This is a genomic window from Microbacterium sp. 05N427 (assembly GCF_056397105.1).
The window spans coordinates 266,067-290,306 of record NZ_JBFTMT010000007.1; the positions used below are offsets into that span (position 1 = coordinate 266,067).

Consider the following 24,240-nt stretch of genomic DNA (forward strand, 5'->3'; position numbering starts at 1 on the left):
CGCGGGGTGGCGTCCTTCTCCTTCCGCGCGGGCAACGCCGGCAAGCTGCTGAGGATCCCGCTGTACCTGCTGGGACGCCTGGGGACCCTGATCGTCCCGCGCGGACGCGGCTGGGTGATCGGCTGCGGAGCGGGCGTCGGCGACGGCGCGCTCGCCCTCTGGCAGGCGGCGGTCGACGCGGGGCTGGACCCGCTCTGGCTGACCGGATCCGTCCGCGAACAGCGCGACGCCTCGGTCCTCGGCATCCGCGCCATCCCGAAGAACGGCCTGGCCGGTTGGTGGGCCACCGCCCGCGCCGGCGTGGTCGTGGTCACGCACGGCTTCGGCGACGTGAACCGCTATGCGACCTCCGGCGCCTACCTCGTGCAGCTCTGGCACGGCATCCCGCTCAAGCGCATCGGCCTGGACTCGCCGGCGACGGTGCAGAGCGCGTTCCTGCCCGGGTTCGTCCCGCTGCAGAGGCTTCTCGGCCTGCTCTACAGGGCGCAGACCCGGCGCATCCGCGTGCTGCCCGCCGCCTCGGACCGCTCGCGCGGCCGCCTCGAGTCGGCGTTCGGGCTCGGCGTGCAGCAGGTCCTCGTGACCGGCGAACCTCGCGTCGACGTGCTGTCGGCCGGGGACGCCTCCTCGCGCCGCTCGCAGGCGACCATGCGGCGCGACGCCGCCGTCGGCGCGATCCCCGACGGCGCACGTGTGGTGCTGTACGCGCCCACCTGGCGCGACGGGGCGCCGGATCCGGCCGTTCCGGACGAGGCCGAGTGGGCGCGGATCCTCGACGTGCTGGAGCGCACCAACAGCGTGCTGCTGGTGCGCTCGCATCCTCTCGGCGAGGGGGAGTACCGGCCTCCTGTGCCGACGGATCGCGTGCGCGCGATCGGATCCGCCGTGGTGCCCGACATCACCCCGGTGCTCCCGGCGATCGACGTGCTCGTCACCGACTACTCGTCGATGGCCTACGACGTCGGGCTGCTCGCGATGCCGGTGATCTACCTCGCCCCCGACCCTGCCGAGTACGCATGCACGCGGGGGTTCTACGGTGACTACGCCGAGGTCTCCGGTCCTGATCCCGCCGCCGACTGGACCACCGCCTCCGCGCAACTGCAGGCGGTGCTCGAGGACGGCGCAGAGTTCGACCGTCGTGCCGGGCGCTCCCGCGATCTCAGCGCGCACATGCACGCGCACCGCGACGGTCGCAACACCGCGCGGGTGCTTGCCGCGATCCTCGCCCGTGCGGGCGCCGCTGCGACGATCCCCGAATCTTCCACCCCCGCTCCGAAGGGAACCGAATGACGACCCCCCGCGTCAGCTCCGTCCGCGTCGACGAGGAGCAGCAGACGCTGCTGATCGCGGGTGAGGGATCGGCCCCCGCCGAGATCGAGCTCGCCGGTCGCCGTGCCGTGGCGGCCGCGCGCATCGCCGAGGACGGGCCGGAGGGGTGGAGCGCCGTGCTGCCGCTGCGAGCCTCGCGCTGGGGCGGCGCGGAGCTGCCCCTGCCGAGCGGGGACTATGCGCTCACCGTGGACGGCGTCCGCATCGACGAAGTCGCGATCGAGAACATGCTGCTCCCGGGCCTCCGTGTCAGCGCCTCGGACGGCACGGTGCGGATCGCGCCCCCGGTCGACCCCGCCTACGAGACCGCCGAGGGAAAGCTGGCGCTCGAGGGGCGCTACGCGGCCCTGCCCGGTGCGCGTGAGAATGCGGTGTTCTTCGAGTCGTTCTACGGCCAGTCCAGCGGGTGCAACCCTGGCGCGATCGATCGGGAGCTCGCGCAGCGGGCCCCGCAGGTGACCCGTTACTGGAGCGTCGTGGACCTGTCCGTCCCGGTTCCGGAGGGCGCAGTCGCAGTGGTCGAGGGATCACCCAAATGGTGGCGCGCCCGCGCCGACGCGCGGCTGCTCATCGTGAACGACTGGCTGCGACGCCGCTTCGACCGCAAGCCGGGTCAGCGCGTGCTGCAGACCTGGCACGGCACCCCGCTCAAGCGCCTCGCGCTGCATCGCCCAGGACTTCATCCGCGGCGCTGGCTCGCCGTCGTGCGCGAGTCGCGCCGCTGGGACGTCCTGCTCGCCCAGAACCCCTATGCGGAGCGCGTGCTGCGCAAGGCGTACGCGTTCCTGCGCAAGCCTATCTGGGTCGACGGCTATCCGCGCAACGACGTGCTGACGGCGGGGGACGCCGCCCGCATCCGCACCGCTCTCGGGATCGGCGAGGAGGAAAGGGTGCTGCTGTATGCGCCCACCTGGCGCGACGATCGATCGGAGATGGTCGACTTCGTGGATCCGAACGCGCTCGCCGCGGACACCGGCTCGGTCGTGCTCGTGCGCGGGCACTCCCGCACGATTCGGCCAGGGCGGGACCAGGCCGGATCCCGCGTCATCGACGTGACCGGCTACCCCGACACCGCGGAGCTGCTGCTGGTCGCCGACGCACTCGTCACCGACTACTCCTCGGTCATGTTCGACTTCAGCGCCACGGGCAAGCCGATGTACTTCCTCGTGCCCGATCTGGAGCACTACCGGGGCAAGCTGCGCGGCTTCTACTTCGATCTCTCGGCCCGCGCGCCCGGTCCGCTGCTGCGCACCCAGGAGGAGCTGGTCGCGGCGCTCTCCGATGTGTCCGCGGTGGCTGAGCACGCGCCGAAGTACGTCGCGTGGCAGGCCCAGTTCAACGGTCGCGACGACGGCTCAGCCTCGGCGCGCGTGGTCGACAGGATCCTGGACCTCGGCTGGCTGGACGCCTGACCCCCGTCAGGCGATGCCGGTCAGGGCAGGGGCGTGTTCCGCGTGCCCAGCCGCGAGGTGTCGACCGTGTCATGCGCGCCGCGCAGGACCCCCATGAGGAAACCCAGCCCCCAGGACAGGTGCATGGTCGGCAGGACGGCGAGCGTCCACAGTCGCTCCCGAGGGCTGCGCGGAGGGTCCGCCGGCCGAGCCGGGACCAGAGCCATGGCGATGACCAGGACCGCGTAGGCGACGAGCGGCAGATACACGGCGGAGGCGATCGCGGAGCCGATGCCGGAGAGCACCCCCGTCAGCTGCAGGGCGCCGACCACGACCGCGATCGCCACGATCACCAGGAGTGCGGGCGGGGCGAAGAAGCGCACGCCGTTGCGTCGGCCGTAGCGACGCACCAGCTCGCCGCGCCAGGCGCCGGTGGAGCGGAACTGGCGTGCGAGCCGAGTCCAGCTCTCGCGGGGCCAGTAGGTCACCGCGAGCTGCGGATCGAACCACACGGTGTGCCCTGCCTGGCGGATCCGGAGGTTCAGCTCCCAGTCCTCGCCACGGCGGATGGACTCGTCGAACAGGCCGACCTCGTCGAGCACGGTGCGACGCATGACTCCGAGGTAGGCGGACTCCGCCCTGCCCTCCCTGGTACCACCGTGATAGCTGCCGCCGCCGAGGCCGACGGGGGAGTTGTACGCGCGGGCGACGGCGGCCTGGAACGGCGTGCGCCCGTCGGCGCGCATGACGCCGCCGACGTTCGCCGCGCCGGTGCGCTCGAGCGTGGCCAGTGCGCGGGCGGCGTATCCCGGTGAGAGCTCGGAGTGCGCGTCCACGCGGATGATCGTCGGGTACCTGCTGGCTCGGATCGCGGCGTTCAGGCCGACGGGGATGTCCGCGGCCGGGTTGCGCACGATCCGCAGTCGCGGCTCATCGGCGGCCAGGCGCTCCGCGAGCTCTGTGGTGCCGTCGGAGGAGGGGCCCAGCGCCAGCACGAGCTCGGTCGGGCCGTCCACATCCTGCGCCAATGCCGAGGCTACGGCGTGCTCGAGGTACGCGCGTTCGTTGAGCACCGGCATCACGAACGACACGCCCGCGCCGGACAGCGGGGCGCCCGCGTCGGCGGTGGACGGGTCGCGATGGCTCACCCGTCGATCCTTTCACGTCGCACCTGCACGACCCCAGGGTGCACGCGCCGGGCGCGCCGGATTACCAGCGTCCGCCGTTCTTCCAGTACTGCCCGATGTCCTCGAGCGGACGGCCCTTGGTCTCGGGCGCCAGCCACACCACGAAGAAGAACGCGGCGATCGCGATCACGCCGAAGACGGCGAAGGTGCCGGCGCCGCCCAGGGCGTTCAGCATCGTGAGGAAGAACGCGCCGACGATGACGTTGGCGACGAGGTCGCTCGTCAGCATGACGCTCGCTCCGAGGGAGCGCAGATGCGCCGGCATCGCCTCGCCGGCGTACACCCAGACCAGGGATCCGAACCCGAACGTGAAGCCGGCGGTGAACAGCACGAGGCCGATGAATCCGGCGATCGTGAGAGCACCGTCGAAGTGACCGCCGCCGATCGCGAATACGACCACGAGCAGCAGGTTGGCGAGCACCATCGTGCCGATGCCGATGAGCAGGACGGGGCGGCGGCCCATCCGATCGATCACGAGCAGCGCGATGAACACCGCGACGAGGCCGGCCACCTGCACCAGGGCGGAGAGGCCGAGCTTGACGATGTCGTCCGTGAAACCCATGGCCTCGAAGATGCGCGGGCTGTAGTACACGATCGCGTTGATACCGGTGAGCTGCACGAAGAAGCCGAGGCCCACGACGAACAGCGTGGCGCGGAGGAAGGGCTTGCGCAGCAGGTCGCGCCAGGACGACGTGTGCGCGGAGGCGAAGCCCGCCGTGATCGTCTCGATCTCGGCATCGACGTCGATCTCCGGGCCCTCGATCCTGGCCAGGGTCGTGCGTGCCTCCTCCGTGCGTCCCTTCATCACGTACCAGCGCGCCRTGTCGGGCAGCCGGAGCAGCAGGAGCGTGATGATCACGCCGGGGATCGCCGCGAGTCCGAGCATCCAGCGCCAGCTCTCGGTGGGCGCGAGCGCCATCGCCACGAGATAGCCCAGGATGATGCCGGAGACGGTGGCGACCTGGTACAGCACGAGGAATGCTCCGCGGGAGCGGGTGGGGGCCGAMTCCGCCACGAAGACCGGCACGACCACCACCGAGATGCCGATTGTCAGGCCGAGCAGAAACCGCGCGACCACGAGGACCCACAGTGCGGGGGCAACTCCGGAGAGCAGCGAGAACAGCGCGAAGCACGATGCGACGGCGACCATCGTCGGCTTGCGGCCGATCCTGTTCGCCAGCGCCCCGCCGAACAGCGCGCCGAGGATCTCGCCGACGACGACCGTGGTGGTGACCCACGACTGCCCGGCGGCGTCGAGACGGAAGTCCTCCGCGAGGTACAGCATCGCGCCGCCGATGTTCGACGAGTCATACCCGTAGATGATGCCGACGGTTGCGGCGGCGACGCCGACGAGGAGCGCCAGGCGGGTCGTGCGGCCGTTGCCGGTCAGTGCCGAGCTCATGGTCCCGTCCTTCTGTTCAGGTATCTCCCAGGAAGGGTTTCGAGAGTACACCGGGGGCGCGGGGCTCAGACGACGAACCGCCACACGTACTCCAGCCCGTCTTCGGGGCGGAACCACGCGAGGGTGATCACGATGTCATCGACGTCCGCGTCGCAGAGGCACACCTCCATCTGATCGCCCCCGCGCACGTGCCCCCAGAGCTGGGTGCGACCCGGATCCGAGGACGCCCGGGCGAAGACGCGCACGAAGCGGATCTCTCCGCCGCCGTTGGTGATCATCGGATGCGTCCTGTCGCGCCGGTCGACGGTCCAGGGAACCGCGTACGCCTGCTCGGGGAATCGAGCCGAGGGCGGGTCTGCGGAGCGGTTCATGTCCCCACGCTAGGAGCGGGCGCCGACGATCGCGGCGACACAGCCCTCGCGGCGACGAGGGCTGTGCAGAGCTTCCCCGTTCGGCGGACTGTGCGGATCGGTCAGAGCTGCTCGCCGGGCGGCGAAGGATGCAATTCCGGGCCGGGTCCTTCCGGAGCGGAGATCGGGGCGGGCTTCCGGCGCACCACATCGGCGGCCTTCCGGCCGACGATGCCGACGCCGCGCGCGGCACTGCCGGCGGCTCCGGCCACGGCGGATCCGGCCAGCTGTGCGCCGCGCGCGATCCGGGTCTCGATGCGCTGCGCACCCGGCACCGGTTCGAGTTCCGCGGGCAGCGTCTGGGGAGGAAGGCCGAATGCGCGGCGCGAGCTGGTCAGCACGCGCCGGCCGAGCACGTGGTTCCCCGCGCCCCCGATCACGGCGCCGACGCCGAACGGCAGCGCCTTGCCCAGGAGCGACGCGCCGCCCACGCCGGCGAACTGCTTGATCAGCATGCTCTTCAGCCGGTCGGCGAGCGGCCCCACAGCGGCACGCGGCAGCGACTTCGTCACGAGCTCGCCCCAGTAGACGGATCTGCCCGCGCCCTTGCCGCCGGCCTGGCCGGCGAGCTGGCGGATGAGGTCGACCCCCTCCTTGCCGAGCATGAGGGTCATCACGAGGGCCCGCGCCCGGTCGGGGTTCGTCACGGTGATGCCGTGGACCTCGGCGATCGACTGGGCGAACAGAGCCGTCGTCTCGACGAAGCCGGCGGTCTCGACGCCGGACAGGGCGAGTGTCACCCCCGTGCCGATCCCCGGGATCACGGCCGTCGCTCCGACGGCTGCACCGCCGGTCGTGACGGCGGCGAGGTAGCGGCGCTCGAGCAGCGCGATGATCTGCGCCGGGGTGGCATCGGGATGGCGCAGGCGGATGCTGCGGATGTGCGCGAGCACGAGCGGCCGCTGCACGGCCAGGACGCGATCGAGACCGCGGATGTGCATCGGGTGCTCTGAGGATCCGGCCGGCGGGACTCCGCCCGCCCACGGCGCATCGTCGGGCAGGGAGTGGATCCGGTGGATGGCCTTGTCGTCCTTGCCTTCGTTTCGCCCCATGGAGCAGAGCCTATGTCCGCTGCGCTGCGAGAACGCCCGCAACGCAGAGAGCCCGTGCGCGCGACGGGCGCGGCACGGGCTCTCTGCGTTGCAGGGGAGGGTCAGACGAACAGATTCGCCCGCTCCAGGTCCTCGGCGAAGTCGACCTCGACCGCGTACAGGTCGGAGATGTCCATCGGCTCCAGCAGCAGGCCGTTCTCGACGATCGCGAGCTCGAGGCCGCGCTCGAAGTAGTCCTGGTCCTCCACGCGCTGTAGCTGACGCATGAACGCCTGCTTGTCGCGCGAGGAGATGTAGTTGATGCCGACGGCCTCGCCGATGCCGCCCTTGACGGTCTTGGAGAGCTCCTTGATGTAGCCCTCGGCGTCGACGGTGTACTTGACCTCTTCGTCGCTCACCTTGGCGGTGTTGACGGTGACGAAGGACTGGTCGCGCTCGATGAGCGAGATCGCACGGCCGAGGATGCGCGGGTCGAACACGACGTCGCCGTTCATCCAGAGCACGCCCTTGCGCCCGGTCGCGGCGAGGCCGCGCAGCAGGCTCTTCGAGGTGTTCGTCTCGTCGTAGCGCTCGTTGTGCACGTAGTTCACATCGGGGAAGGCCTCGATGATCGTCTCAGCCCGATAGCCGACGATGGTCGTGATGCGCACGTCGTCGCCGAACGCGGCGTGGATGTTGTCGTGCTGCTGCCGCATGATCGAACGCCCGTCGTGGAGTTCGGTCAGCGGCTTCGGGAGGGAGCGCCCGAGGCGCGAGCCCATCCCGGCAGCGAGAATGATGGTCTGAAGAGTCACAGAAAAGCTCCTGTTACTTGTGTTCACGGTTACGTCACCGATGGGACACTTCCTCGTGCCGAAGATCATGCTATCGATCGACCCTGAGCGGATCATGGTCAGATCGACCGCGATGCCATTCCGTTATCGACTGCTCGGTTCATTCCCAGGTTCGTCATAGGCGACATTCCGTGCTTCGGATCCCGTCATTCCGGGTCGTCGGCCCGGTTCGAGGGCTCGTCGGTTGCTACCGTGAAGGGCATGACCGGAGCACCCAATGACCCCCGCGCGCCCAAGGATTCCTCTCCGCCCACAAAGGCACGTCGTCCCGCGTCCGCCAGCCCTCGGGCGACGGCCGCGCAGACGGCGCGCGTGAAGGCAGAGAGCCAGGCATCGGCGGCGCGCGCCGCGGCCGCCAAGCGCACCGCTGCCAGGAYGAGTGCCGCGCGTACCGCTGCGGCGAAGTCCGCCGCAGAGAAGGCCGGCGCCGCGAAGGCGGAGGCGGCCGCGGAGGATGCGAAGGAGTCGGCCGCGAAGGTCGCCGCGGTCAAGGCCACGGCGCCGCGCACCGCCCGCGCACCGCGGTCGGCTAAGACCGCTGCGACGACGAAGCGCACGGCCGCGACGGTGAAGAGCGAGGCCGCAGCCACGGGCACCGAGACGTCGGGGGGCGTCACGGACCAGGAGGCGAGCGGATCCACGCCGAAGCGCACGACGCCCGCACGCACGACGGCGGCGAAGACCGCCGCCGCGAAGACGACAGCAGCGAAGACCGCCGTTGCGAAGACGACAGCGGCGAAGACGACGGCCGCGAAGACCACGGCGGCGAAGCGCGCTCCGCGGACGAAGACCGCGGGGGGAGCACAGACGGCACCTGCTGCCGTCGCCGCGCAGGCTGCCGCCGCCGTCATGGAGGTGGTGAACCCGCCCCTCGCCGCGGAACCCGCGATCGAGCCGGCCGAGGACTCCCGTGCTTCTTCCTCGCCACAGCCCGCCGTCACGGGGCATGATGCTCCTGTGAGCAGCGATTCGGCGGCGGGACCCGCCACGGGCGAAGCAGCGGCGGTCGAGCCCGTCGCGGCGGAGGTCGTCGAGTCCGAACAGGCCGAGGCCGCACCTGCGGAGGCCGAGACCGCACCTGCGGAGGACGCGGCCGCCGAGCCGGAGGTTCCGGAGGCCGGCGCCGCGCCGGTGTCGCCGGACGTCGTGGAGGAGGCCGCCGCAGTGGTCCCGGATCCTGCGGTCGGCACCGACGGGCAGGCGCTCGTCGTGCGCGGCCTCGTCAAGCGCTTCGGCGACTCCGTGGCCGTGGGGAACATCGATCTGACGGTCCCCGCCGGTTCCTTCTATGGGATCGTCGGCCCCAACGGCGCGGGAAAGACCACCACTCTGTCGATCATCGCCGGTCTGCTGCGTCCCGACGAGGGCACCGTGCGGATCAGCGGGATCGACCAGACCGCCGATCCGGCCGCCGCGAAGCGGGCGCTCGGTGTGCTGCCCGATCGCCTGCGCACCTTCGACCGGCTCACCGGGCGCCAGCTGCTGCATTACTACGGGCTGTTGCGTGGCCTTCCCGCGGACGTCGTGGAGAAGCGCGTCGCAGACCTGGCCAGGGCGTTCGATCTCACCGGCGCTCTCAGCCGCGTCGTCTCGGACTACTCCGCCGGAATGACCAAGAAGATCATGCTCGCCGGCGCCATGATCCACTCGCCGCGCGTGCTGGTGCTGGACGAGCCGTTCGAGTCGGTGGATCCGGTGTCCTCGGGAGTGATCCTGGACATCCTGCGCGCCTACGTCGCCCACGGCGGCACCGTCATCCTCTCCAGCCATGGCATGGATCTGGTCGAGCAGGTCTGCGCCCGGATTGCGATCATCGTCGGCGGCGAGGTCCTCGCTGAGGGCACGGTCGACGAGGTGCGTGCGGGGCAGACCCTCGAGCAGCGGTTCGTCGAACTGTCCGGCGCGGGCTCCGATGTGGAGGGGCTCGAGTGGTTGCACACGTTCTCCGACTGAGGCTCATGCTGGCGCTCGGCGCGCTGCGCGGCGATCGCAGTCGGGTGTCGCGCACCGTCGTCGCTCTGCTGCTCACCGCCGCGGCGACGACGGTGGCGGTCATCGCCATCCGCAGCTTGGCCCACACCTCCGGGGCCGCCGCCCACACGGTCATCGTGCTGGGCAGCGCGGCCGTGATCCTGGGCTTCTTCGTCGCACCGATCCTGGCCGGATCCGTCGATCAACTGGATCCGCGACGCTTCGTGGTCTTCGGCGTCGATGAGCGCCGGCTTCCCCTCGTCCTCACCGTTGCCGCCTTCGTGAGCGTGCCGAGCCTGGCGCTGCTCGTGGTGCAGGCGGCCGTGGTGAGCGTGGCGATCTCCTTCGGGGTTCCCTGGCTCCTCGCGGTGCTGTCCGGGCTGCTGACCCTCGCGACGGCCGTGCTGGCCGCAAGGGTCGGCATGGCTCTGAGCGCGCGGCTTCTGCCGGAACGCCGCTCCCGGGAGCTCACGTCGCTGTTCGCCCTCGCCGTGATCGTCATCGCCGTGCCGGTGTGCGTGTTCGTGGCCTCGCTGGGCTGGGCGGGCGCCGTTCCGCCGGTGCTGCACACCGTCGCAGGGGTGCTCGGCTTCACGCCGCTCGGCGCGTCCGCCGCGATGCCGTTCCTCTCCCTGACGGATCACGCCGGCGGGGTGTGGGGCGCCGCGATCATCGCGGTGGCGACCGCGGTCGTCGTCACGGCCGGCTGGCTGGTGCTCGCCCGCCGGGCGCTGAGCACGACCGAACGGCCGACCGCGGTGCGCGAGCGGCCGGGGCTCGGCTGGTTCGCCCTGCTGCCGTCCAACGCGTTCGGCGCCGTGGCCGCGCGAAGCCTCGTCTACTGGCTCCGCGACCGCCGCTACATCATGAACTTCGTGATCGTCCCGATCGCGGGCGTTCTCACGATCGTCCCGCTCCTCGTGGCCGGAGTGCCGCTCGAGATCGCGGCGGCGCTGCCGGTCGCCGTGATGGCGCTGTTCTTCGGCTGGCTGCCGCACAACGACGTCGCCTACGACTCCACCGCCTTCTGGATCCACGTCGCGAGCGGAGTGCGGGGAGTGCCTGATCGGCTCGGCCGCCTCATCCCGGTGCTCCTGATCGCCGTGCCGACCCTCGCCGTGGCGATCCCGGTCACGCTGGCCGTGATCGGGCGTTGGACGCTGCTGCCGATGTTCATCGGGGTGGTCGCGAGCCTGTTGCTGTCAGGGCTCGGGCTCTCCAGCGTCCTGTCCGCGGTCGCGCCCTACGCGGTCTCGCGTCCGGGCGACAGCCCGTTCCAGCAGCCGCAGCGCGCACGCGGCGGGGCACTGGGGCAGGCAGGAACGCTCCTGGGCGCCGTCGTACTGAGCCTGCCGGCGCTGCTGCTTGCCTGGCCCGCGCTGTCCGATGACACGGTCTCCACGGCACCCGTGCTCTGGACCGGGCTGCTGATGGGGGCCGCCGTGCTGTTCCTCGGCGTCCAGATCGGAGGCCGCACGTTCGAGCGCCGTGGCGCGCAACTGATGGAGTTCGTCGAGACGGTGTGAGGGATCCTCGTGATCGCGGCGCCGGTGCGCCTGCGCGCGATTAGACTCGCGGTCATGAGTACCCCGCTGGATGCCCCGGACCAGGGCGGCGTCGCCACCCTCGATCGCGAACTCGAGCAGCTCCTCAACGAGGAGCTCCAGGAGCCGGGAGACCACGAGCGGTTCTCCCACTACGTGAAGAAGGAGAAGATCCTCGAGTCCGCGCTGACCGGCAAGCCCGTCAGGGCGCTGTGCGGCAAGAAGTGGACTCCGGGACGGGACCCGGAGAAGTTCCCGGTCTGCCCGACCTGCAAGGAGATCTACGAGTCGATGGTCGGCTGACCCTCAGGCGACGTCGACATCCTTCGTCTCGTCGCTCCGCTCCGGATCCTGAGCGAGCGCAGCGAGACGAAGGGCGCTCAGGAACCGGTCGGTCCTAACGGACATCTTCAAAAATGGTCGGGATCGCCGGATCCGATTTGCTGAGTGCGAGTGCGCGCACCGGCAGCTCCTCGCGCACCGCGAGGTGGTGCTCCCGCGCGGCGACGGTTCCGGCCGGTCCTTCGTACGCGGTGTCGATCTCGCCGCCCTCGACGAGGGTCACCTGCAGCGCCCGCCCGTCGGCGTGCTCCTGGACCCCGAGGTCCTCGAAGCCGTCCGCGACGCGCACGCGCTCGGACAGGGCGACGCCGTCCGCGACGATCCGGAACGCCGCCTTGCGGCCGCCCTTCGAGGCCTTGTCCGCCGACGCCTTGGCCACGGCGACCCAGCCGCCGTCGGATCCCTGGCGCGCCACGAGCTTGTAGACCATGCTCGCGGTCGGATAGCCGGATCCGGTGACGACGGAGGTGCCGACGCCGTACGCGTCGACAGGGGAGGCGGCGAGGGCGGCGATCGCGTACTCGTCCAGATCGCTCGTCACGGTGATCTTCGTGTCGGTCGCACCGAGTTCGTCGAGCTGTGCGCGCACCTCGGCGGCCATGATCGGCAGGTCTCCGGAGTCGATGCGCACGCCGCCCAGCCCCGTGCCCGCGACGCGGATCGCCGTCTCGACCCCGCGACGGATGTCGTACGTGTCCACGAGCAGCGTCGTGCCGGTGCCGAGCGCGTCGATCTGGGCGCGGAACGCGTCCTCCTCGCTGTCGTGCAGGAGAGTCCAGGAGTGTGCGGCGGTGCCCATGGTCGGGATGCCCCAGGTGCGGCCCGCCTCGAGGTTGCTCGTGGCGCCGAACCCGGCGATGAACGCGGCGCGGGCGGCGGCGACGGCGGAGTCCTCCGCGGCGCGGCGGGACCCCATCTCGGCGAGCGGGCGCTCCCCGGCGGCGATGCTCATGCGACTGGCTGCGGTCGCGACGGCGGAGTCGTGGTTGAGCACACTGAGCGCCAGGGTCTCCAGGATCACCGCGTCGGCGAACGTGCCCTCGACCGTGAGGATCGGGGACCCGGGGAAGTAGAGCTCGCCCTCGCGATAGCCGCGGATCGTCCCGGAGAAGCGGTAGCTCTCGAGGTAGCGGTGCGTGGCCGCATCCACGACCTTCGCATCGCGCAGGTAGCGCAGCTCGTCCTCGCCGAAGCGGAAGTCGCGCAGCAGTGAGAGCAGGCGCCCGGTGCCGGCCACGACGCCGAACCGCCGACCTCCGGACAACCGCCGGGAGAACAGCTCGAACACGCTTTCGCGCGCAGCGGTGCCGTCGCGCAGCGCGGCCTCCAGCATCGTGAGCTCGTAGCGATCGGTCTTCAGGGCGCTGGACGCGGTCATGGCGATCAGCATACGGGCGGCGGCCCGTCCGCAGCGCGCGGACGCGTGCGCCGACTAGGCTGGAGCATCATGAACGACGCGCCGATCGGGATCTTCGACTCCGGGGTCGGCGGGCTCACCGTCGCCAGGGCGATCAGGGCGCAATTGCCCCGGGAGTCGTTCGTCTACATCGGCGACACCGCGCACTCGCCCTACGGGCCGAAGCCCATCGCGGACGTGCGCCGTTACGCGCTCGAGGTGCTCGACACGCTCGTCGATCAGGGCGTGAAGATGCTCGTGATCGCCTGCAACACGGCGTCCTCGGCGATGCTGCGCGATGCGCGCGAGCGCTACGACGTTCCTGTCGTCGAGGTGATCGGCCCGGCCGTTCGCCGGGCGATCTCGACCACGCGCAACGGCCGCATCGGCGTGATCGGCACGGTCGGCACGATCGGATCCCGCGCGTATCAGGACATGCTCGAGGTGAACGAGAACCTCGCGGTGTTCACCGCCGCGTGCCCGCGCTTCGTCGAGTTCGTGGAGGCCGGCATCACCGACACCCCTGAGGTGCTCCGGGTCGCCGAGGAGTACCTGGCGCCGCTGCGCGACGCAGACGTCGACACGCTGGTGCTCGGCTGCACGCACTACCCGTTCCTGCGCGGCGCGATCGGCTACGTGATGGGCGAGGGCGTCTCGCTCGTCTCCAGCGACGACGAGACCGCGGGCGACGTCTACCGCCAGCTCGTGCGCGGCGATCTCCTGGCCCCGGCCGACGCCAGCCCCCGCTCCGTGTACGAGGCGACCGGTGCGTCCGCCGATGACTTCACCGCCCTTGCCAATCRCCTGATGGGCCAGGAGGTGCGCGGCGTCCGGCTCGTGCAGACCGGCATCATCGACCTTCCCCCTCTCAAGGAGATCCCATGACCGAGTCCACCATCCGCAAGGACGGCCGCACCGTCGACCAGCTCCGCCCCATCACGATCGAACGCGGCTGGAGCGCCCAGGCGGAGGGATCCGCCCTGATCAGCTTCGGGAACACCAAGGTGCTGTGCACGGCGTCGTTCACGAACGGCGTGCCGCGCTGGCTCAGCGGCAAGGGCAAGGGCTGGGTCACCGCCGAGTACGCGATGCTGCCGCGCGCCACCAACGAGCGCAACGACCGGGAGAGCGTGAAGGGCCGCGTCGGCGGACGGACCCACGAGATCTCGCGCCTGATCGGCCGTGCCCTTCGCGCGGTCGTCGACACCAAGGCGCTCGGCGAGAACACGATCGTGATCGACTGCGACGTGCTGCAGGCCGACGGCGGCACCCGCACGGCGGCGATCACCGGGGCGTACGTCGCTCTGGCCGACGCGATCGAGTGGGGCCGGCGCAAGAAGTTCATCGGGCAGAAGGCGCAGGTGCTCCACGACTCCGTGGCGGCGGTCTCGGTCGGCATCATCGACGGCGAACCCATGCTCGACCTGGCCTACGTCGAGGACGTGCGCGCCGAGACCGACATGAACGTCGTGGTCACCGGCCGAGGTCTCTTCGTCGAGGTGCAGGGCACGGCCGAGGGCGCGCCCTTCGACAAGCGCGAGCTCGACGCGCTGCTCGAGCTCGGTGTGAACGGCTGCGCCGATCTGCGCGACCGCCAGCTCGCCGCGCTCGCCGCGGAGCGGGCCTGACGCGTTCACGGCTTCGGAAGACCGTGTCCCAGTTTCGGCTGTGGAAGGCGGTATCCAGGCGCACTTTTCGGGACATGACGCAGCAGAAAGTGGGACACGGGTGAGAATCGTCCTCGCGACGCACAATGCGCACAAGATCGCGGAGTTCGGGCAGATCGTGGCGGCGACACGCCCCGATCTCGAAGTCGTCGGCTACGACGGGCCCGAGCCCGTCGAGGACGGTGTGACCTTCGAGGAGAACGCCCTCATCAAGGCGCGCGCCGCGGCCGCACACACCGGCCTCGCGGCGCTCGCCGACGACTCCGGCATCGCGGTGGACGTGCTGGGCGGCTCGCCCGGGGTCTTCTCCGCCTACTGGGCGGGGCAGAAGAAGGACGACGTCGCGAACCGGGAGCTGCTGCTTGACCAGTTGCGCGACATCGCGGATCCGCACCGCGCCGCGCACTACGTCAGCGTCATCGCGCTCGTCCTTCCGGACGGACGCGAGTGGACGGTCCGCGGCGAGTGGCCGGGCCGCCTCGCGCACGCCGCGGTCGGCGACGGCGGCTTCGGCTACGACCCCGTGTTCGTTCCCGAGGGACAGGGCGGCGCCGAGCGCACGGTCGGGGAGTTCACCGCCGAGGAGAAGCAGTCGCAGTCGCACCGCGCCCGTGCCTTCGTGGCACTGGTGCCGCTGCTCGCCGAACTCTGAGGCTCGGCCGGGGGATCCTGAGGCCTCGGGCGACTGAGAATCATCCCCATTCCCGACTAGGCGAAAACGCCTCCGACCGGGGGATCCCGGCTCTACCCTTGAAGCATGCACGATCACGCACCCGCCACGGGGATCCGTTCCGCAGGCCACCGCCGTCTGCTTGCGATCTCGCTGACGCTCACCTCGGTGATCATGATCGTGCAGGTGATCGGTGCGATCCTCAGCGGATCCCTCGCCCTGCTCGCGGACGCGGCGCACATGTTCACGGACGCCTCCGCGCTCGTCATCGCCCTCATCGCGAGCGCCGTCGCGGCGCGTCCGGCCGATGACCGCCGCACGTTCGGCTATCAGCGCGCCGAGGTCTTCGGGGCGCTGATCAACGCGATCATCCTGATCCTGCTCTCCGCCTGGGTGGCGTTCGAGGGGATCACGCGCCTGGTGAACCCGGGAGAGGTCGAGGTCGCCGGATCCCTCATGCTGATCGTCGCCGCCGTCGGCCTCGTCACGAACGCGATCTCGATGTGGCTGCTCAGCGCCGCGCAGCGCGAGAGCATCAACGTGCGAGGCGCCTATCTCGAGGTCATGGGGGATCTCATCGGATCCGCCATGGTGATCGTCGCGGCCATCATCATCATCACGACCGGATGGATGCCCGCCGACGCGATCGCCTCGCTGGTGATCGCGGCCATGATCATCCCCCGCGCGGTCGCGCTGCTGCGCGAGGTGTTCTCGGTGCTCGCCGAGTCGGCGCCGAAGGGCACCGCGGTCAGCGAGATCCGTCGGCATCTGCTCGACTACCCGGGCGTGACCGGCGTGCACGACGTGCACGTCTGGCAGCTCACCCGCGGCGCGCCGGTGTTCACGGCGCACGTGTCGGTGCAGGCCGCGGTACTCGCGGACGGGGGCGCGTCGGCGCTCCTCGTCCAGATGCAGACCTGCCTCGCGGAGCATTTCGACGTGGAGCACTCCACGTTCCAGATCGAGCCCGACACGACCGGCGYGGGGAATGCCGGCGACTGCGAGGCCGTGCACGCCTGAGGTCTGTCATCCCCGCGGATGACGAGGGTACGGCTGCGGGATGACGACCCGCCGAGCAGGTCTGCGTAGCGTCGGTGAAGCCGCCGACTTCAAGGAGACCGCATGCCCTTTCTCGATCTCCTCGTCGTCGCAGGACTCTTCGCGTCGCTCCTCACGGGTGTCCTGACCTGGAGACGGTCGCCGATCGCCGTGTCCGCCGTGGGACTCGCGACGCTTGCCCTTCTCGTCGCAGCCCTCCTGAGAGAGGGCCTGCGCTGGCAGGTGCTCGTCATGGCGATCGCCGCGGTCCTGGTGGGCAGCATCGTGCTCTGGGCGCGATCCGGACGCCGGCGGGGATGGGCGCGGACCAGCAGCGCCGTCGTGGCGATCGGTCTGGTCGGCGTCGGCGTCGGCGGCGCGGCGTGGGCGCTTCCTCCCGTTTTCGTTCCGCCGCCGGGAGGTCCGTATGCGGTCGGGGCGAGCTCGACCATCTGGACGGACGTGACCCGCGACGAACGGGGCGGCACGGGCGGGGCGGGGCATCGGTCGATCCCGCGACCATCTGGTACCCGGCGACGGAGGCCGGAGCCGAGACAGGCTATCTGCCCGATGCAGACAAGGCCCAGCAGCTGGCCGGGGCGCTCGCCGCCCAGTACGGCATGCCGTCGCTCCTGCTCGACGGGCTCGTCCATGCACGCGGGAACGCGTCCTGGGGCGCGCCCGCGGCACCCGGATCCTTCCCGGTCGTCATCGCTTCTCCTGGCACGTCGAGCTCGCGCTGGCTCATGCGTTCGTGGGCCGAGGAGCTGGCGAGCCGTGGGGCCATCGTGATCGCCCTCGACCATCCCTACGATTCGGCGATCGCCGAACTCGACGACGGCCGCACCGTCGGCAGCGATCTGACCACGACGGGGGACGACGCGCGCGACCAGGCGCTCGCCGACGGCTGGGCGGGCGTGCGTGCCGCCGACATCCGCGCGGTGATCGACAAGCTCGTGCGTCCCGGCGAGCGGCTTCCGGCGCTCGCCGCGGTGGACCCCGGGCGCGTGATCGCGGCGGGGCACTCGCTCGGCGGTGCTGCGGCCATCGAGGCGGCGAGGCTCGATCCGCGGATCCGCGGGGTCGTCGACATCGACGGGATGCCGCGCTCGCCCGCCGGCGCCGGGCTCGGCAGACCCGCCGTGTTCGTGGTGTCCGGTGACGCCGATCCCAACCCGCGCTATCGCGACGCCGTCACGGCTTACCTCGAGGAGCCCACCGCGGCGCGGGTGACGCTCGACGGGGTCGCGCACCTGGGCCTCGTGGACTCCGGGCTCCTGCTCGCGCCGATCCCCGGCGTCACCGGGGTCCGAGGGCAGGAGGGGCCGAGGCTCGCGGCACGGGCCACGCAGGTCGTTCTTGACGCGGTCCGCACGGGGGCAGAGCCGGACCGTGCGGCGCTGGCCGCCCTGGGTGCGGTGGGCTGACGCCGGCTACTCCTCGACGACGACCTCGTCCGGGCGCTTGTCCGGACGCAGACCCCGCCAGCGGGAGTGCCGCAGCACGCCGTCGTCGGTCCAGTTCGCGAACTCGACCTCGCCGACGAGCTCGGGCTTCACCCACAGCGCGTCCGAGGCGTCTGCGACCGGAACGCCGTCGACAGAGGGCGATGGCGTGCGCAGTGCCTCCAGCCGCGCACCGAGATCCTGCAGCACCCGGTCGGTGAACCCCGTGCCCACCCGGCCGACGTAGCGCAGCCCTGACGGCAGCGCGGGCTCGGGGATCGCGAGCAGCAGCGATCCGATGCGCCCGGTGCGGTCGCCCTTGCCCGGCCGGACGCCGACGATCACGACCTCCTGCGTCCGGGTGAGCTTGATCTTCAGCCAGCGCGGGGAGCGCCCGCCCGATGCGTACGACGAGGCGGGATCCTTCACGACGACCCCCTCGAGGTCGAGCGCGGCACTCGTGGCGAGGGCCGCATCGACGTCGTCGAACACCGGCGGCACGAGCACCGGGGCGGGCAGATCCGAGGCGATCTGCTCCAGGAGCTCCCGGCGGTCGCGCAGTGGGAGCGGGGTGAGGTCGTGCCCCTCGAGGTACAGGAGGTCGAACAGGTGGTAGCGCACGGGGGTGCGGATGACCTCGCGCTCGATCTCGCGTGCCCGGGAGAGATGCATCCGGTCCTGCAGGCGGTGGAAACTCGGCCGACCCGCTGTGTCCAGCGCCACGATCTCCCCGTCGACGACGGCCTCGCCGACCGGGAAGCCCGGCGCGCCGTCTGCGGTGAGCTCGGGGTAGCGGTCGGTGATGTCGGTGCCGCTGCGGGCGTGCAGCCGGAAGCGGCCGTCGGACCAGGTGCCGATCGCGCGGATCCCGTCCCATTTGATCTCGGCCCAGCCGAGACCCCGGGCCGTGCCAGGGGTGCCGTGCTCGGCCAGCATGGGGGAGTAGGCGGGCACGGTCGTTTTGGGGCGGGGGGTCTCGTTCCGGGGCGCGTCTCGCCCGGAAACTGCGGCGGAGCGCGCCCCGAAACGGTGATCTGCGCCCCGAATCGAGGCAGTATCGGCCGGTGCCGTCTCGGACGGCGCCGTCTCGGCGGCGGTCGTGATCGCCGCGAACGGATCCAGGCCGCTCGCGGCGCGGTCGAGCACCTCGTCGAACCGCAGCTGGCGAAGATCCGGATCCTCCAGCTCCGCCCAGGTGCGCGGGGCGGCGACCCAGGGCTGCGGGCGTCCGCGCAGCGAGTACGGCGCGATCGTGGTCTTCTTGCCGTTGTTCTGGCTCCAGTCGAGGAAGACCTTGCCCGCGCGCAGGGTCTTCGTCATGACGCTCGTCACGAGGTCAGGACGGTCCGTCTCGATCGCCCGCGCGAGGGCGTGCGCGAAGGCGGAGATCTCGTCGCTCGTCCGATCGCCAGGGAGATGCGCGTACAGGTGGATCCCCTTGCTCCCGCTCGTGACGGGGACCGGATCCAGGCCCATGCCGGTGAGGATCCCGCGGGCCAGGAGCGCGACTTCGGCGCACTGCGCGAGCGTCACGCCCGGGCCCGGGTCGAGATCGAGCACCAGACGATCCGGGTTGCCGCGCCCGCCGTCCTGGGCGAAGCGCCACTGCGGGATGTGCAGTTCGATCGCGGCGACCTGCGCCATCCAGACGAGCGTCGCGACCTCGTCGACGAGCGGATAGTCCTTCGCGCCGCCCGAGTGCGGGATCTCCTGCCGGGCGATCCAACCGGGTGCACCCGGTTCGAGCTGCTTCGCGAAGAAGGATCCCTGCGGATCCGCCGCGGTGCCGACGCCCTCCACCCAGCGCTTACGCGTGACCGGACGTCCGGCGAGGACGGGCAGCAGCTGGGGGGCGATCCGCGCGTAGTAGTCGATCACCTCTCCCTTGGTGGTGCCCGTCTCCGGATACACCACCTTGTCGAGGTTCGTCACGCGCAGCCGCCGCTCTCCGATGCGCACGAACTGCGGGCCGTCTGCCATGTGGTCACAGTAGTGCGCAAGGAGGTATCCGTCGTGAGCGCCGGTGGTGTGTACTGGTGCCATGAGGACGATCTGGAAGGGCTCGCTCACCTTCGGCCTGGTCAACGTGCCGGTCAAGGTGTACTCGGCGACGGAGGACCACGACGTCGCGCTGCACCAGGTGCACGACGCGGACGGAGGGCGGATCCGGTACAAGAGGGTGTGCGAGATCTGCGGGCAGACGGTCGCCTACTCGGAGATCGACCGTGCGTACCAGGACGAGTCGCAGACCGTGGTGCTGACCAAGGACGACCTCGAGTCGCTGCCCGCCGAGCGCAGCCGCGAGATCGACGTCGTGGAGTTCGTGCCTTCGGACCAGGTGGATCTGCTGACGCTGGACAAGGCCTACTACCTGGAGCCCGATTCGAAGTCGCCCAAGGCCTACGTGCTGCTCCGCAAGACCCTCGAAGCGTCGGATCGCACGGCGATCGTGCGCTTCACGCTCCGGCAGAAGACGCGGCTCGCGGCTCTGCGTGTGCGCGGCGACGTGCTCGTGCTGCAGACCCTGCTCTGGGCCGATGAGGTGCGCGAGGCCGAATTCCCGGCGCTGCAGGAGGAGGTCACGATCTCCGACAAGGAGCTGGAGCTGTCGGCGTCGCTCGTCGAGGGGTTCTCTGCGGACTTCGATCCGAGCGCGTTCGTCGACGAGTACCAGGTCGAGCTGCGCACGCTCATCGACGCCAAGATCGAGAAGGGCGAGGCCTTCGAGACCGAGGAGACGTTCGCGCCCGCCGAGAAGGGCGGCGAGGTCATCGATCTGATGGAAGCGCTGCGGGCGAGCGTCGAGAAGTCGAAGGCCGCACGTGCGGCGGCCTCCGACAAGGGCGACGCGGACGGAGCCGCCCGCGACGCCGGCTGAGTTCGGCTCAGATCTCCGGCTCGACGGCCGGGACCCCCGCAGCGGCCTCCTTCTTCGCCTTGCGGCGCTCATTGAAGTAGTGCCAGACGGTGACCGCGAGCGTGAGCGCGACGACCCCGAGCAGGATCACGTCGATGTACTTGGTGACGAGGTCGGCGACCCAGGGGATGTACGCGATCAGGAAGCCGACGTAGGTGAGACCGAAGCCCCAGATCAGCGCGCCGATGAGGTTGTACAGGCTGTACTTGCGCCACGGCATGTGGCCCACGCCCGCCGCGACGGGCGCGAAAGTGCGCACGACCGGGACGAAGCGCGCCACGATCACCGTGAGGCCGCCGAAGCGCTCGAAGAAGTGGTTGGTGCGTTCCASGTTCTTCCTGCTGAACAGGCCGGACTCCTTGCGCTCGAAGACCGCCGGACCCCCCTTGTGGCCGATCAGGTAGCCCACCTCGCCGCCGAGGAACGCCGCGAGTGCGATCAGTAGGCCGACCGCCCAGATGTCCAGCCCGAACACGTGGTTGGTGTTGGTCAGGAGGCCCGAGATGATCAGCAGCGTGTCGCCCGGGAGCAGGAACCCGATGAGCAGGCCCGTCTCGGCGAAGATGATGAACAGCACCACGGCGAGTGCCCAGGGGCCGGCGCCGTGGATGATGGCGTTCGGGTCGAGCCAGGGGATGAGGGCGGCGTGGTGCACAGGTGGTTCCCGTCCGTGGAGTCGTCGCTGGAGTGGCTGCCGAGATCTCGGCTTCCCTGAAGTCTAGAGCGGGCCCCGCGTGCAGTGCCTGAGAGGGTGCCTGGGGCATGCCGCCGGTGGCGCCCGACATAGACTGAGGATCGCCGCGCGGGAGTGGTGAAATCGGTAGACACGCAGGATTTAGGTTCCTGTGCCTTCGGGCGTGTGGGTTCAAGTCCCACCTTCCGCACGAAAGACGCATCGCCGGGCGGCCTCGTGGCCGCCCGGCGATGCGCACGTGGATCAGCCGTGGAATTCGTGCGGATGCGGGCCGCTTCGGACGTCGCGGTCCAGCGCATCGATCGCGGCGAGCTCGATGGCATCGAGCTCGAAGCCGAACAGGTCGAAGTTCTCCGCGATGCGGCTCGGAGTCACCGACTTCGGGATCACCACACGGCCCTGCTGCAGGTGCCAGCGCAGCACCACCTGGGCCGGCGTACGGTCGTGCCGGGCGGCGATGGCCGTGATGGCGGGATCCCGCAGCACCGCGCCCTGGGCGAGCGGGCTCCATGCCTCCGTCGCCACGCCTGCGGCGGTGTCCGCGGCGATCACGGCGCGGTTCTGGAACGCGGGATGCAGTTCCACCTGGTTGACCGCGGGGACGATGGATCCGGTCTCCAGGATCCGCGCGAGGTGCACGGGCTCGAAGTTCGAGACGCCGATCGCGCGCACCCTGCCCTGGGCGTAGAGCGCCTCGAGCCCCCRCCAGGTGCCGGTGTAGTCGCCGTCGCCGAGCTCGGGCCAGTGGATCAGGTAGAGGTCGAGGGCGTCGAGGCCCAGATTCTCGAGGCTCGCGTCATAGGCGCGCAGGGTCGCGTCGTAGCCCTGTGCGGCGTTCCATGCCTTGGAGGTGATGAAGAGCTCGTCGCGGGCGATGCCCGACTCGGCGATCGCACGACCCACCCCGCGCTCGTTGCCGTAGATCGCCGCGGTGTCGATGCTGCGGTAGCCCGTCTGCAGGGCGGTCGCGACGGCGGCGGTGGTCTCGTCGTCGGGGACCTGGAACACCCCGAAGCCGAGTCGGGGCATGGCGACGCCGTTGTTGAGAGTGAGGGTGGGAACGGTCATGTCGTTCGACTTTCTGTGTTCTTGCGGGAAGGAGGAAGACCGGATCATCGCGCAGCGACGGGGACCGGATTCGTGGTGGTGGGCGCGCTCGCGGTGGCGGGCCGCGCGGTTCCGCGTCGGGCGAGCATCGCGGCGGCGATCATCACGACGAGCGCGAGCGCGGTGATGCCGGCGCCGATCCAGATGGGGGAGGTGTATCCGAGTCCCGCGGCGATGCCGACGCCTCCGGCCCACGCGCCGAGGGCGTTGCCGACGTTGAACGCGCCGATGTTCGCTCCGGAGGCGAGTGTCGGGGCCGAGGTCGCGTAGCCCATGATCCGGGACTGCAGGCCCGGCACGGTGCCGAACCCGAAGCCRCCCATGAGGAACAGCGCGACGATGGTCGCCGCGCCGTTCGACGCCACGAGTGCGAAGCCCGCGAGCACGACGACGAGGGCGGCGATGAAGACGATGAGGGTCGCGTCGATGGATCGGTCCGCGGCCTTGCCGCCGGCCCAGTTCCCGAGGAACAGGCCGAGGCCGAACAGCACGAGCAGCCATGGCACCATGCTCGAGGCGAAGCCGCTGATCTCGGTGAGCGTGTACGCGATGTAGGTGAACGCTCCGAACATGCCGCCGTACGCGAGCACCGTCACGGTGAGGGACAGCCAGACCTGGCCGGAGCGGAAGGCGCCGAGCTCGTCGCGCAGCCGAGTGGGGGCGATGTCGTGCGTCGTGGGCACGAGCAGCGCGATGCCGGCGAAGGCGAAGACGCCGATGATCGCGATCGCCCAGAAGGTGGCGCGCCAGCCGAGCTGCTGGCCGAGGAAGGTTCCGAACGGGACGCCGAGAACGTTCGCGGCGGTGAGTCCGGTGAACATGATCGCGATCGCCCCGGCCTTCTTCGCGGAGGGTACGAGGGAGGCGGCGAGGACGGATCCGATCCCGAAGAAGGCTCCGTGCGTGAGAGCGGCGATGATCCGGCCCACCATCGCCAGGCCGTAGCCGGGGGCGAGGGCGGTGAGTGCGTTGCCGATGATGAAGAGGACGATGAGGCCGAGCAGCACGGGCTTGCGGGGGAGGCGTGTGGTCGCGRCGGTGAGGAACAGTGCGCCCACGACGACGCTCAGCGCATAGCCGGAGATGAGCCAGCCGGCGGCGGCCTCGGTGACGCCGAAGTCGGCGGCCACCTCGGGCAGCAGGCCCATGATGACGAACTCGGTGAGGCCGATTCCGAAGGCGCCGAGGGCGAGGGCGATCAGGCCGAGAGGCATGGGAGAACTCCTGGTACTCTGAGATAGTTGCAGACGCGGGTTTTCGCGCCGGTGAACACAATACTTGCACACGCAATTAGAAGGCGCAAGCAACTACTTGAGGAGGATCCATGGGCATCGCCGATGACGCCGTCGAGATCCGTGCCCGCGGCTGGCGCACGATGGCCGCCCTGCACGCCATGATCGAGGCGGAGCTGGAGCGCGCGCTTTCCGCCGATGCAGGGCTCTCCGTGGTCGAGTACACGGTGCTGGAGGCGCTGGACCGGCAGGATGGCTGGCACATGCGCATGCAGCAGCTGGCCAGGGCCGCCGCGCTTAGCCCGAGTGCGACGACCCGCCTGGTGAACCGGCTCGAGGACCGAGGGCTGCTCACCCGCATCCTGTGCGTCGACGACCGGCGGGGGATCTACACCGAACTCACCCCGAGCGGTCAGGAGCTGTACGAGCGCGCCCGGCCCGTGCACGACGAGACCCTGGAGCGCGTGCTCGCCGATGCCGCGGAGCAGCCCGAGCTGCTGCCTATGGTGGACGCGCTGCACGACGTCGCCCGCGCAGGCTGACGCACGTCTGACGCGCGTCTGCGGCGCTGATCGGCGGTGCTGAGTCGCGGCGCCTGTGGATAACTTCCGAG

22 protein-coding genes and 1 tRNA gene are annotated in these 24,240 nt (G+C 70.6%); 13 read left to right on the forward strand and 10 right to left on the reverse strand.

What is annotated here, in order from left to right; all coding sequences use genetic code 11:
• Positions 1–6 precede the first annotated feature (6 nt).
• Together AC1DG4_RS09375 and AC1DG4_RS09380 are read left to right on the forward strand one after the other, a co-directional pair.
• Positions 7–1,290 (forward strand): CDP-glycerol glycerophosphotransferase family protein, encoded by a 1,284-nt coding sequence (locus AC1DG4_RS09375; RefSeq protein ID WP_477377177.1) that lies wholly within the window; start codon positions 7–9, stop codon positions 1,288–1,290.
• Entirely contained in the window at positions 1,287–2,741 is a 1,455-nt protein-coding gene (locus AC1DG4_RS09380) for a CDP-glycerol glycerophosphotransferase family protein (RefSeq protein ID WP_477420218.1), read from the forward strand. Before AC1DG4_RS09375 ends, AC1DG4_RS09380 begins: the two co-directional genes overlap by 4 nt.
• A 20-nt stretch (positions 2,742–2,761) precedes the next feature.
• On the opposite strand, the gene AC1DG4_RS09385 is transcribed toward AC1DG4_RS09380, so the two are convergent.
• The 5 genes from AC1DG4_RS09385 to AC1DG4_RS09405 all read right to left on the reverse strand — a co-directional run bounded on the left by AC1DG4_RS09385 (position 2,762) and on the right by AC1DG4_RS09405 (position 7,565).
• Complete coding sequence (locus AC1DG4_RS09385; protein WP_477377181.1) at positions 2,762–3,868, reverse strand: glycosyltransferase family 2 protein; 1,107 nt, start codon at positions 3,866–3,868, stop codon at positions 2,762–2,764.
• A 61-nt stretch (positions 3,869–3,929) separates the two neighbouring features.
• Entirely contained in the window at positions 3,930–5,309 is a 1,380-nt protein-coding gene (locus tag AC1DG4_RS09390; protein ID WP_477421194.1) for a sugar porter family MFS transporter, read from the reverse strand.
• Positions 5,310–5,374: 65 nt separating this feature from the next.
• A complete protein-coding gene (locus AC1DG4_RS09395) occupies positions 5,375–5,680 on the reverse strand; it encodes a hypothetical protein (RefSeq protein ID WP_477377185.1) in 306 nt (101 codons plus the stop codon).
• A gap of 101 nt (positions 5,681–5,781) precedes the next feature.
• A complete protein-coding gene (locus AC1DG4_RS09400) occupies positions 5,782–6,771 on the reverse strand; it encodes a hypothetical protein (RefSeq protein ID WP_477377187.1) in 990 nt (329 codons plus the stop codon).
• A gap of 101 nt (positions 6,772–6,872) precedes the next feature.
• Positions 6,873–7,565: a phosphocholine cytidylyltransferase family protein gene (locus AC1DG4_RS09405; protein WP_477377189.1), complete on the reverse strand. Its 693-nt coding sequence runs from the start codon at positions 7,563–7,565 to the stop codon at positions 6,873–6,875.
• A gap of 240 nt (positions 7,566–7,805) precedes the next feature.
• On the opposite strand from AC1DG4_RS09405, the gene AC1DG4_RS09410 reads away from it, so the two are divergent.
• Genes AC1DG4_RS09410 through AC1DG4_RS09420 form a run of 3 tightly spaced genes read left to right on the forward strand, consistent with a single transcriptional unit; the run spans position 7,806 to position 11,422 of the window.
• The gene (locus AC1DG4_RS09410; protein ID WP_477421195.1) at positions 7,806–9,557 is read left to right on the forward strand and encodes an ABC transporter ATP-binding protein; all 1,752 of its coding nucleotides are present in this window, start codon (positions 7,806–7,808) and stop codon (positions 9,555–9,557) included.
• Positions 9,533–11,101 carry a hypothetical protein gene (locus tag AC1DG4_RS09415; RefSeq protein WP_477377193.1) on the forward strand — a complete coding sequence of 523 codons (1,569 nt, stop codon included), beginning with the start codon at positions 9,533–9,535 and terminating at the stop codon, positions 11,099–11,101. Before AC1DG4_RS09410 ends, AC1DG4_RS09415 begins: the two co-directional genes overlap by 25 nt.
• Before the next feature lie 54 nt (positions 11,102–11,155).
• Complete coding sequence (locus AC1DG4_RS09420; RefSeq protein WP_045272272.1) at positions 11,156–11,422, forward strand: DUF3039 domain-containing protein; 267 nt, start codon at positions 11,156–11,158, stop codon at positions 11,420–11,422.
• Positions 11,423–11,516: 94 nt separating this feature from the next.
• On the opposite strand, the gene AC1DG4_RS09425 is transcribed toward AC1DG4_RS09420, so the two are convergent.
• The gene (locus AC1DG4_RS09425) at positions 11,517–12,839 is read right to left on the reverse strand and encodes a nicotinate phosphoribosyltransferase (protein WP_477377194.1); all 1,323 of its coding nucleotides are present in this window, start codon (positions 12,837–12,839) and stop codon (positions 11,517–11,519) included.
• Between the two features lie 69 nt (positions 12,840–12,908).
• On the opposite strand from AC1DG4_RS09425, the gene murI reads away from it, so the two are divergent.
• The 5 genes from murI (at position 12,909) to AC1DG4_RS09450 (ending at position 17,659) form a co-directional block, all read left to right on the forward strand.
• Positions 12,909–13,742 carry a glutamate racemase gene (gene murI, locus AC1DG4_RS09430; RefSeq protein WP_477421196.1) on the forward strand — a complete coding sequence of 278 codons (834 nt, stop codon included), beginning with the start codon at positions 12,909–12,911 and terminating at the stop codon, positions 13,740–13,742.
• Entirely contained in the window at positions 13,739–14,485 is a 747-nt protein-coding gene (gene rph, locus AC1DG4_RS09435) for a ribonuclease PH (protein ID WP_477377198.1), read from the forward strand. Before murI ends, rph begins: the two co-directional genes overlap by 4 nt.
• 100 nt (positions 14,486–14,585) lie before the next feature.
• Entirely contained in the window at positions 14,586–15,176 is a 591-nt protein-coding gene (rdgB, locus tag AC1DG4_RS09440) for an RdgB/HAM1 family non-canonical purine NTP pyrophosphatase (RefSeq protein ID WP_477377199.1), read from the forward strand.
• A gap of 105 nt (positions 15,177–15,281) precedes the next feature.
• Complete coding sequence (locus AC1DG4_RS09445) at positions 15,282–16,214, forward strand: cation diffusion facilitator family transporter (RefSeq protein WP_477421197.1); 933 nt, start codon at positions 15,282–15,284, stop codon at positions 16,212–16,214.
• Positions 16,215–16,615: 401 nt separating this feature from the next.
• Positions 16,616–17,659, forward strand: a complete 1,044-nt coding sequence (locus tag AC1DG4_RS09450; protein WP_477377203.1) for an alpha/beta hydrolase family protein — start codon at positions 16,616–16,618, stop codon at positions 17,657–17,659.
• 6 nt (positions 17,660–17,665) lie between these two features.
• On the opposite strand, the gene ligD is transcribed toward AC1DG4_RS09450, so the two are convergent.
• Positions 17,666–19,657, reverse strand: a complete 1,992-nt coding sequence (gene ligD / locus AC1DG4_RS09455) for a non-homologous end-joining DNA ligase (RefSeq protein ID WP_477377205.1) — start codon at positions 19,655–19,657, stop codon at positions 17,666–17,668.
• 61 nt (positions 19,658–19,718) lie between these two features.
• Here ligD and ku point away from each other — a divergent pair, with 61 nt between their 5' ends.
• The gene (gene ku / locus AC1DG4_RS09460; RefSeq protein WP_477377207.1) at positions 19,719–20,555 is read left to right on the forward strand and encodes a non-homologous end joining protein Ku; all 837 of its coding nucleotides are present in this window, start codon (positions 19,719–19,721) and stop codon (positions 20,553–20,555) included.
• Positions 20,556–20,562: 7 nt separating this feature from the next.
• On the opposite strand, the gene AC1DG4_RS09465 is transcribed toward ku, so the two are convergent.
• On the reverse strand, positions 20,563–21,249 hold the full coding sequence (locus tag AC1DG4_RS09465; protein WP_477421198.1) for a DedA family protein: 687 nt from the start codon (positions 21,247–21,249) through the stop codon (positions 20,563–20,565).
• 147 nt (positions 21,250–21,396) lie between these two features.
• Here AC1DG4_RS09465 and AC1DG4_RS09470 point away from each other — a divergent pair.
• A tRNA-Leu gene (locus tag AC1DG4_RS09470) sits at positions 21,397–21,478 on the forward strand.
• A gap of 53 nt (positions 21,479–21,531) precedes the next feature.
• On the opposite strand, the gene AC1DG4_RS09475 is transcribed toward AC1DG4_RS09470, so the two are convergent.
• Both AC1DG4_RS09475 and AC1DG4_RS09480 read right to left on the reverse strand, forming a co-directional pair.
• Positions 21,532–22,356 (reverse strand): aldo/keto reductase, encoded by an 825-nt coding sequence (locus tag AC1DG4_RS09475; protein ID WP_477421199.1) that lies wholly within the window; start codon positions 22,354–22,356, stop codon positions 21,532–21,534.
• A 44-nt stretch (positions 22,357–22,400) separates the two neighbouring features.
• Positions 22,401–23,609, reverse strand: coding sequence for an MFS transporter (locus tag AC1DG4_RS09480; protein WP_477421200.1), 1,209 nt, complete (start codon positions 23,607–23,609; stop codon positions 22,401–22,403).
• A gap of 110 nt (positions 23,610–23,719) precedes the next feature.
• Between AC1DG4_RS09480 and AC1DG4_RS09485 the strand changes: the two genes are divergently transcribed.
• Positions 23,720–24,169 (forward strand): MarR family winged helix-turn-helix transcriptional regulator, encoded by a 450-nt coding sequence (locus AC1DG4_RS09485; RefSeq protein WP_477377215.1) that lies wholly within the window; start codon positions 23,720–23,722, stop codon positions 24,167–24,169.
• Positions 24,170–24,240 lie beyond the last annotated feature (71 nt).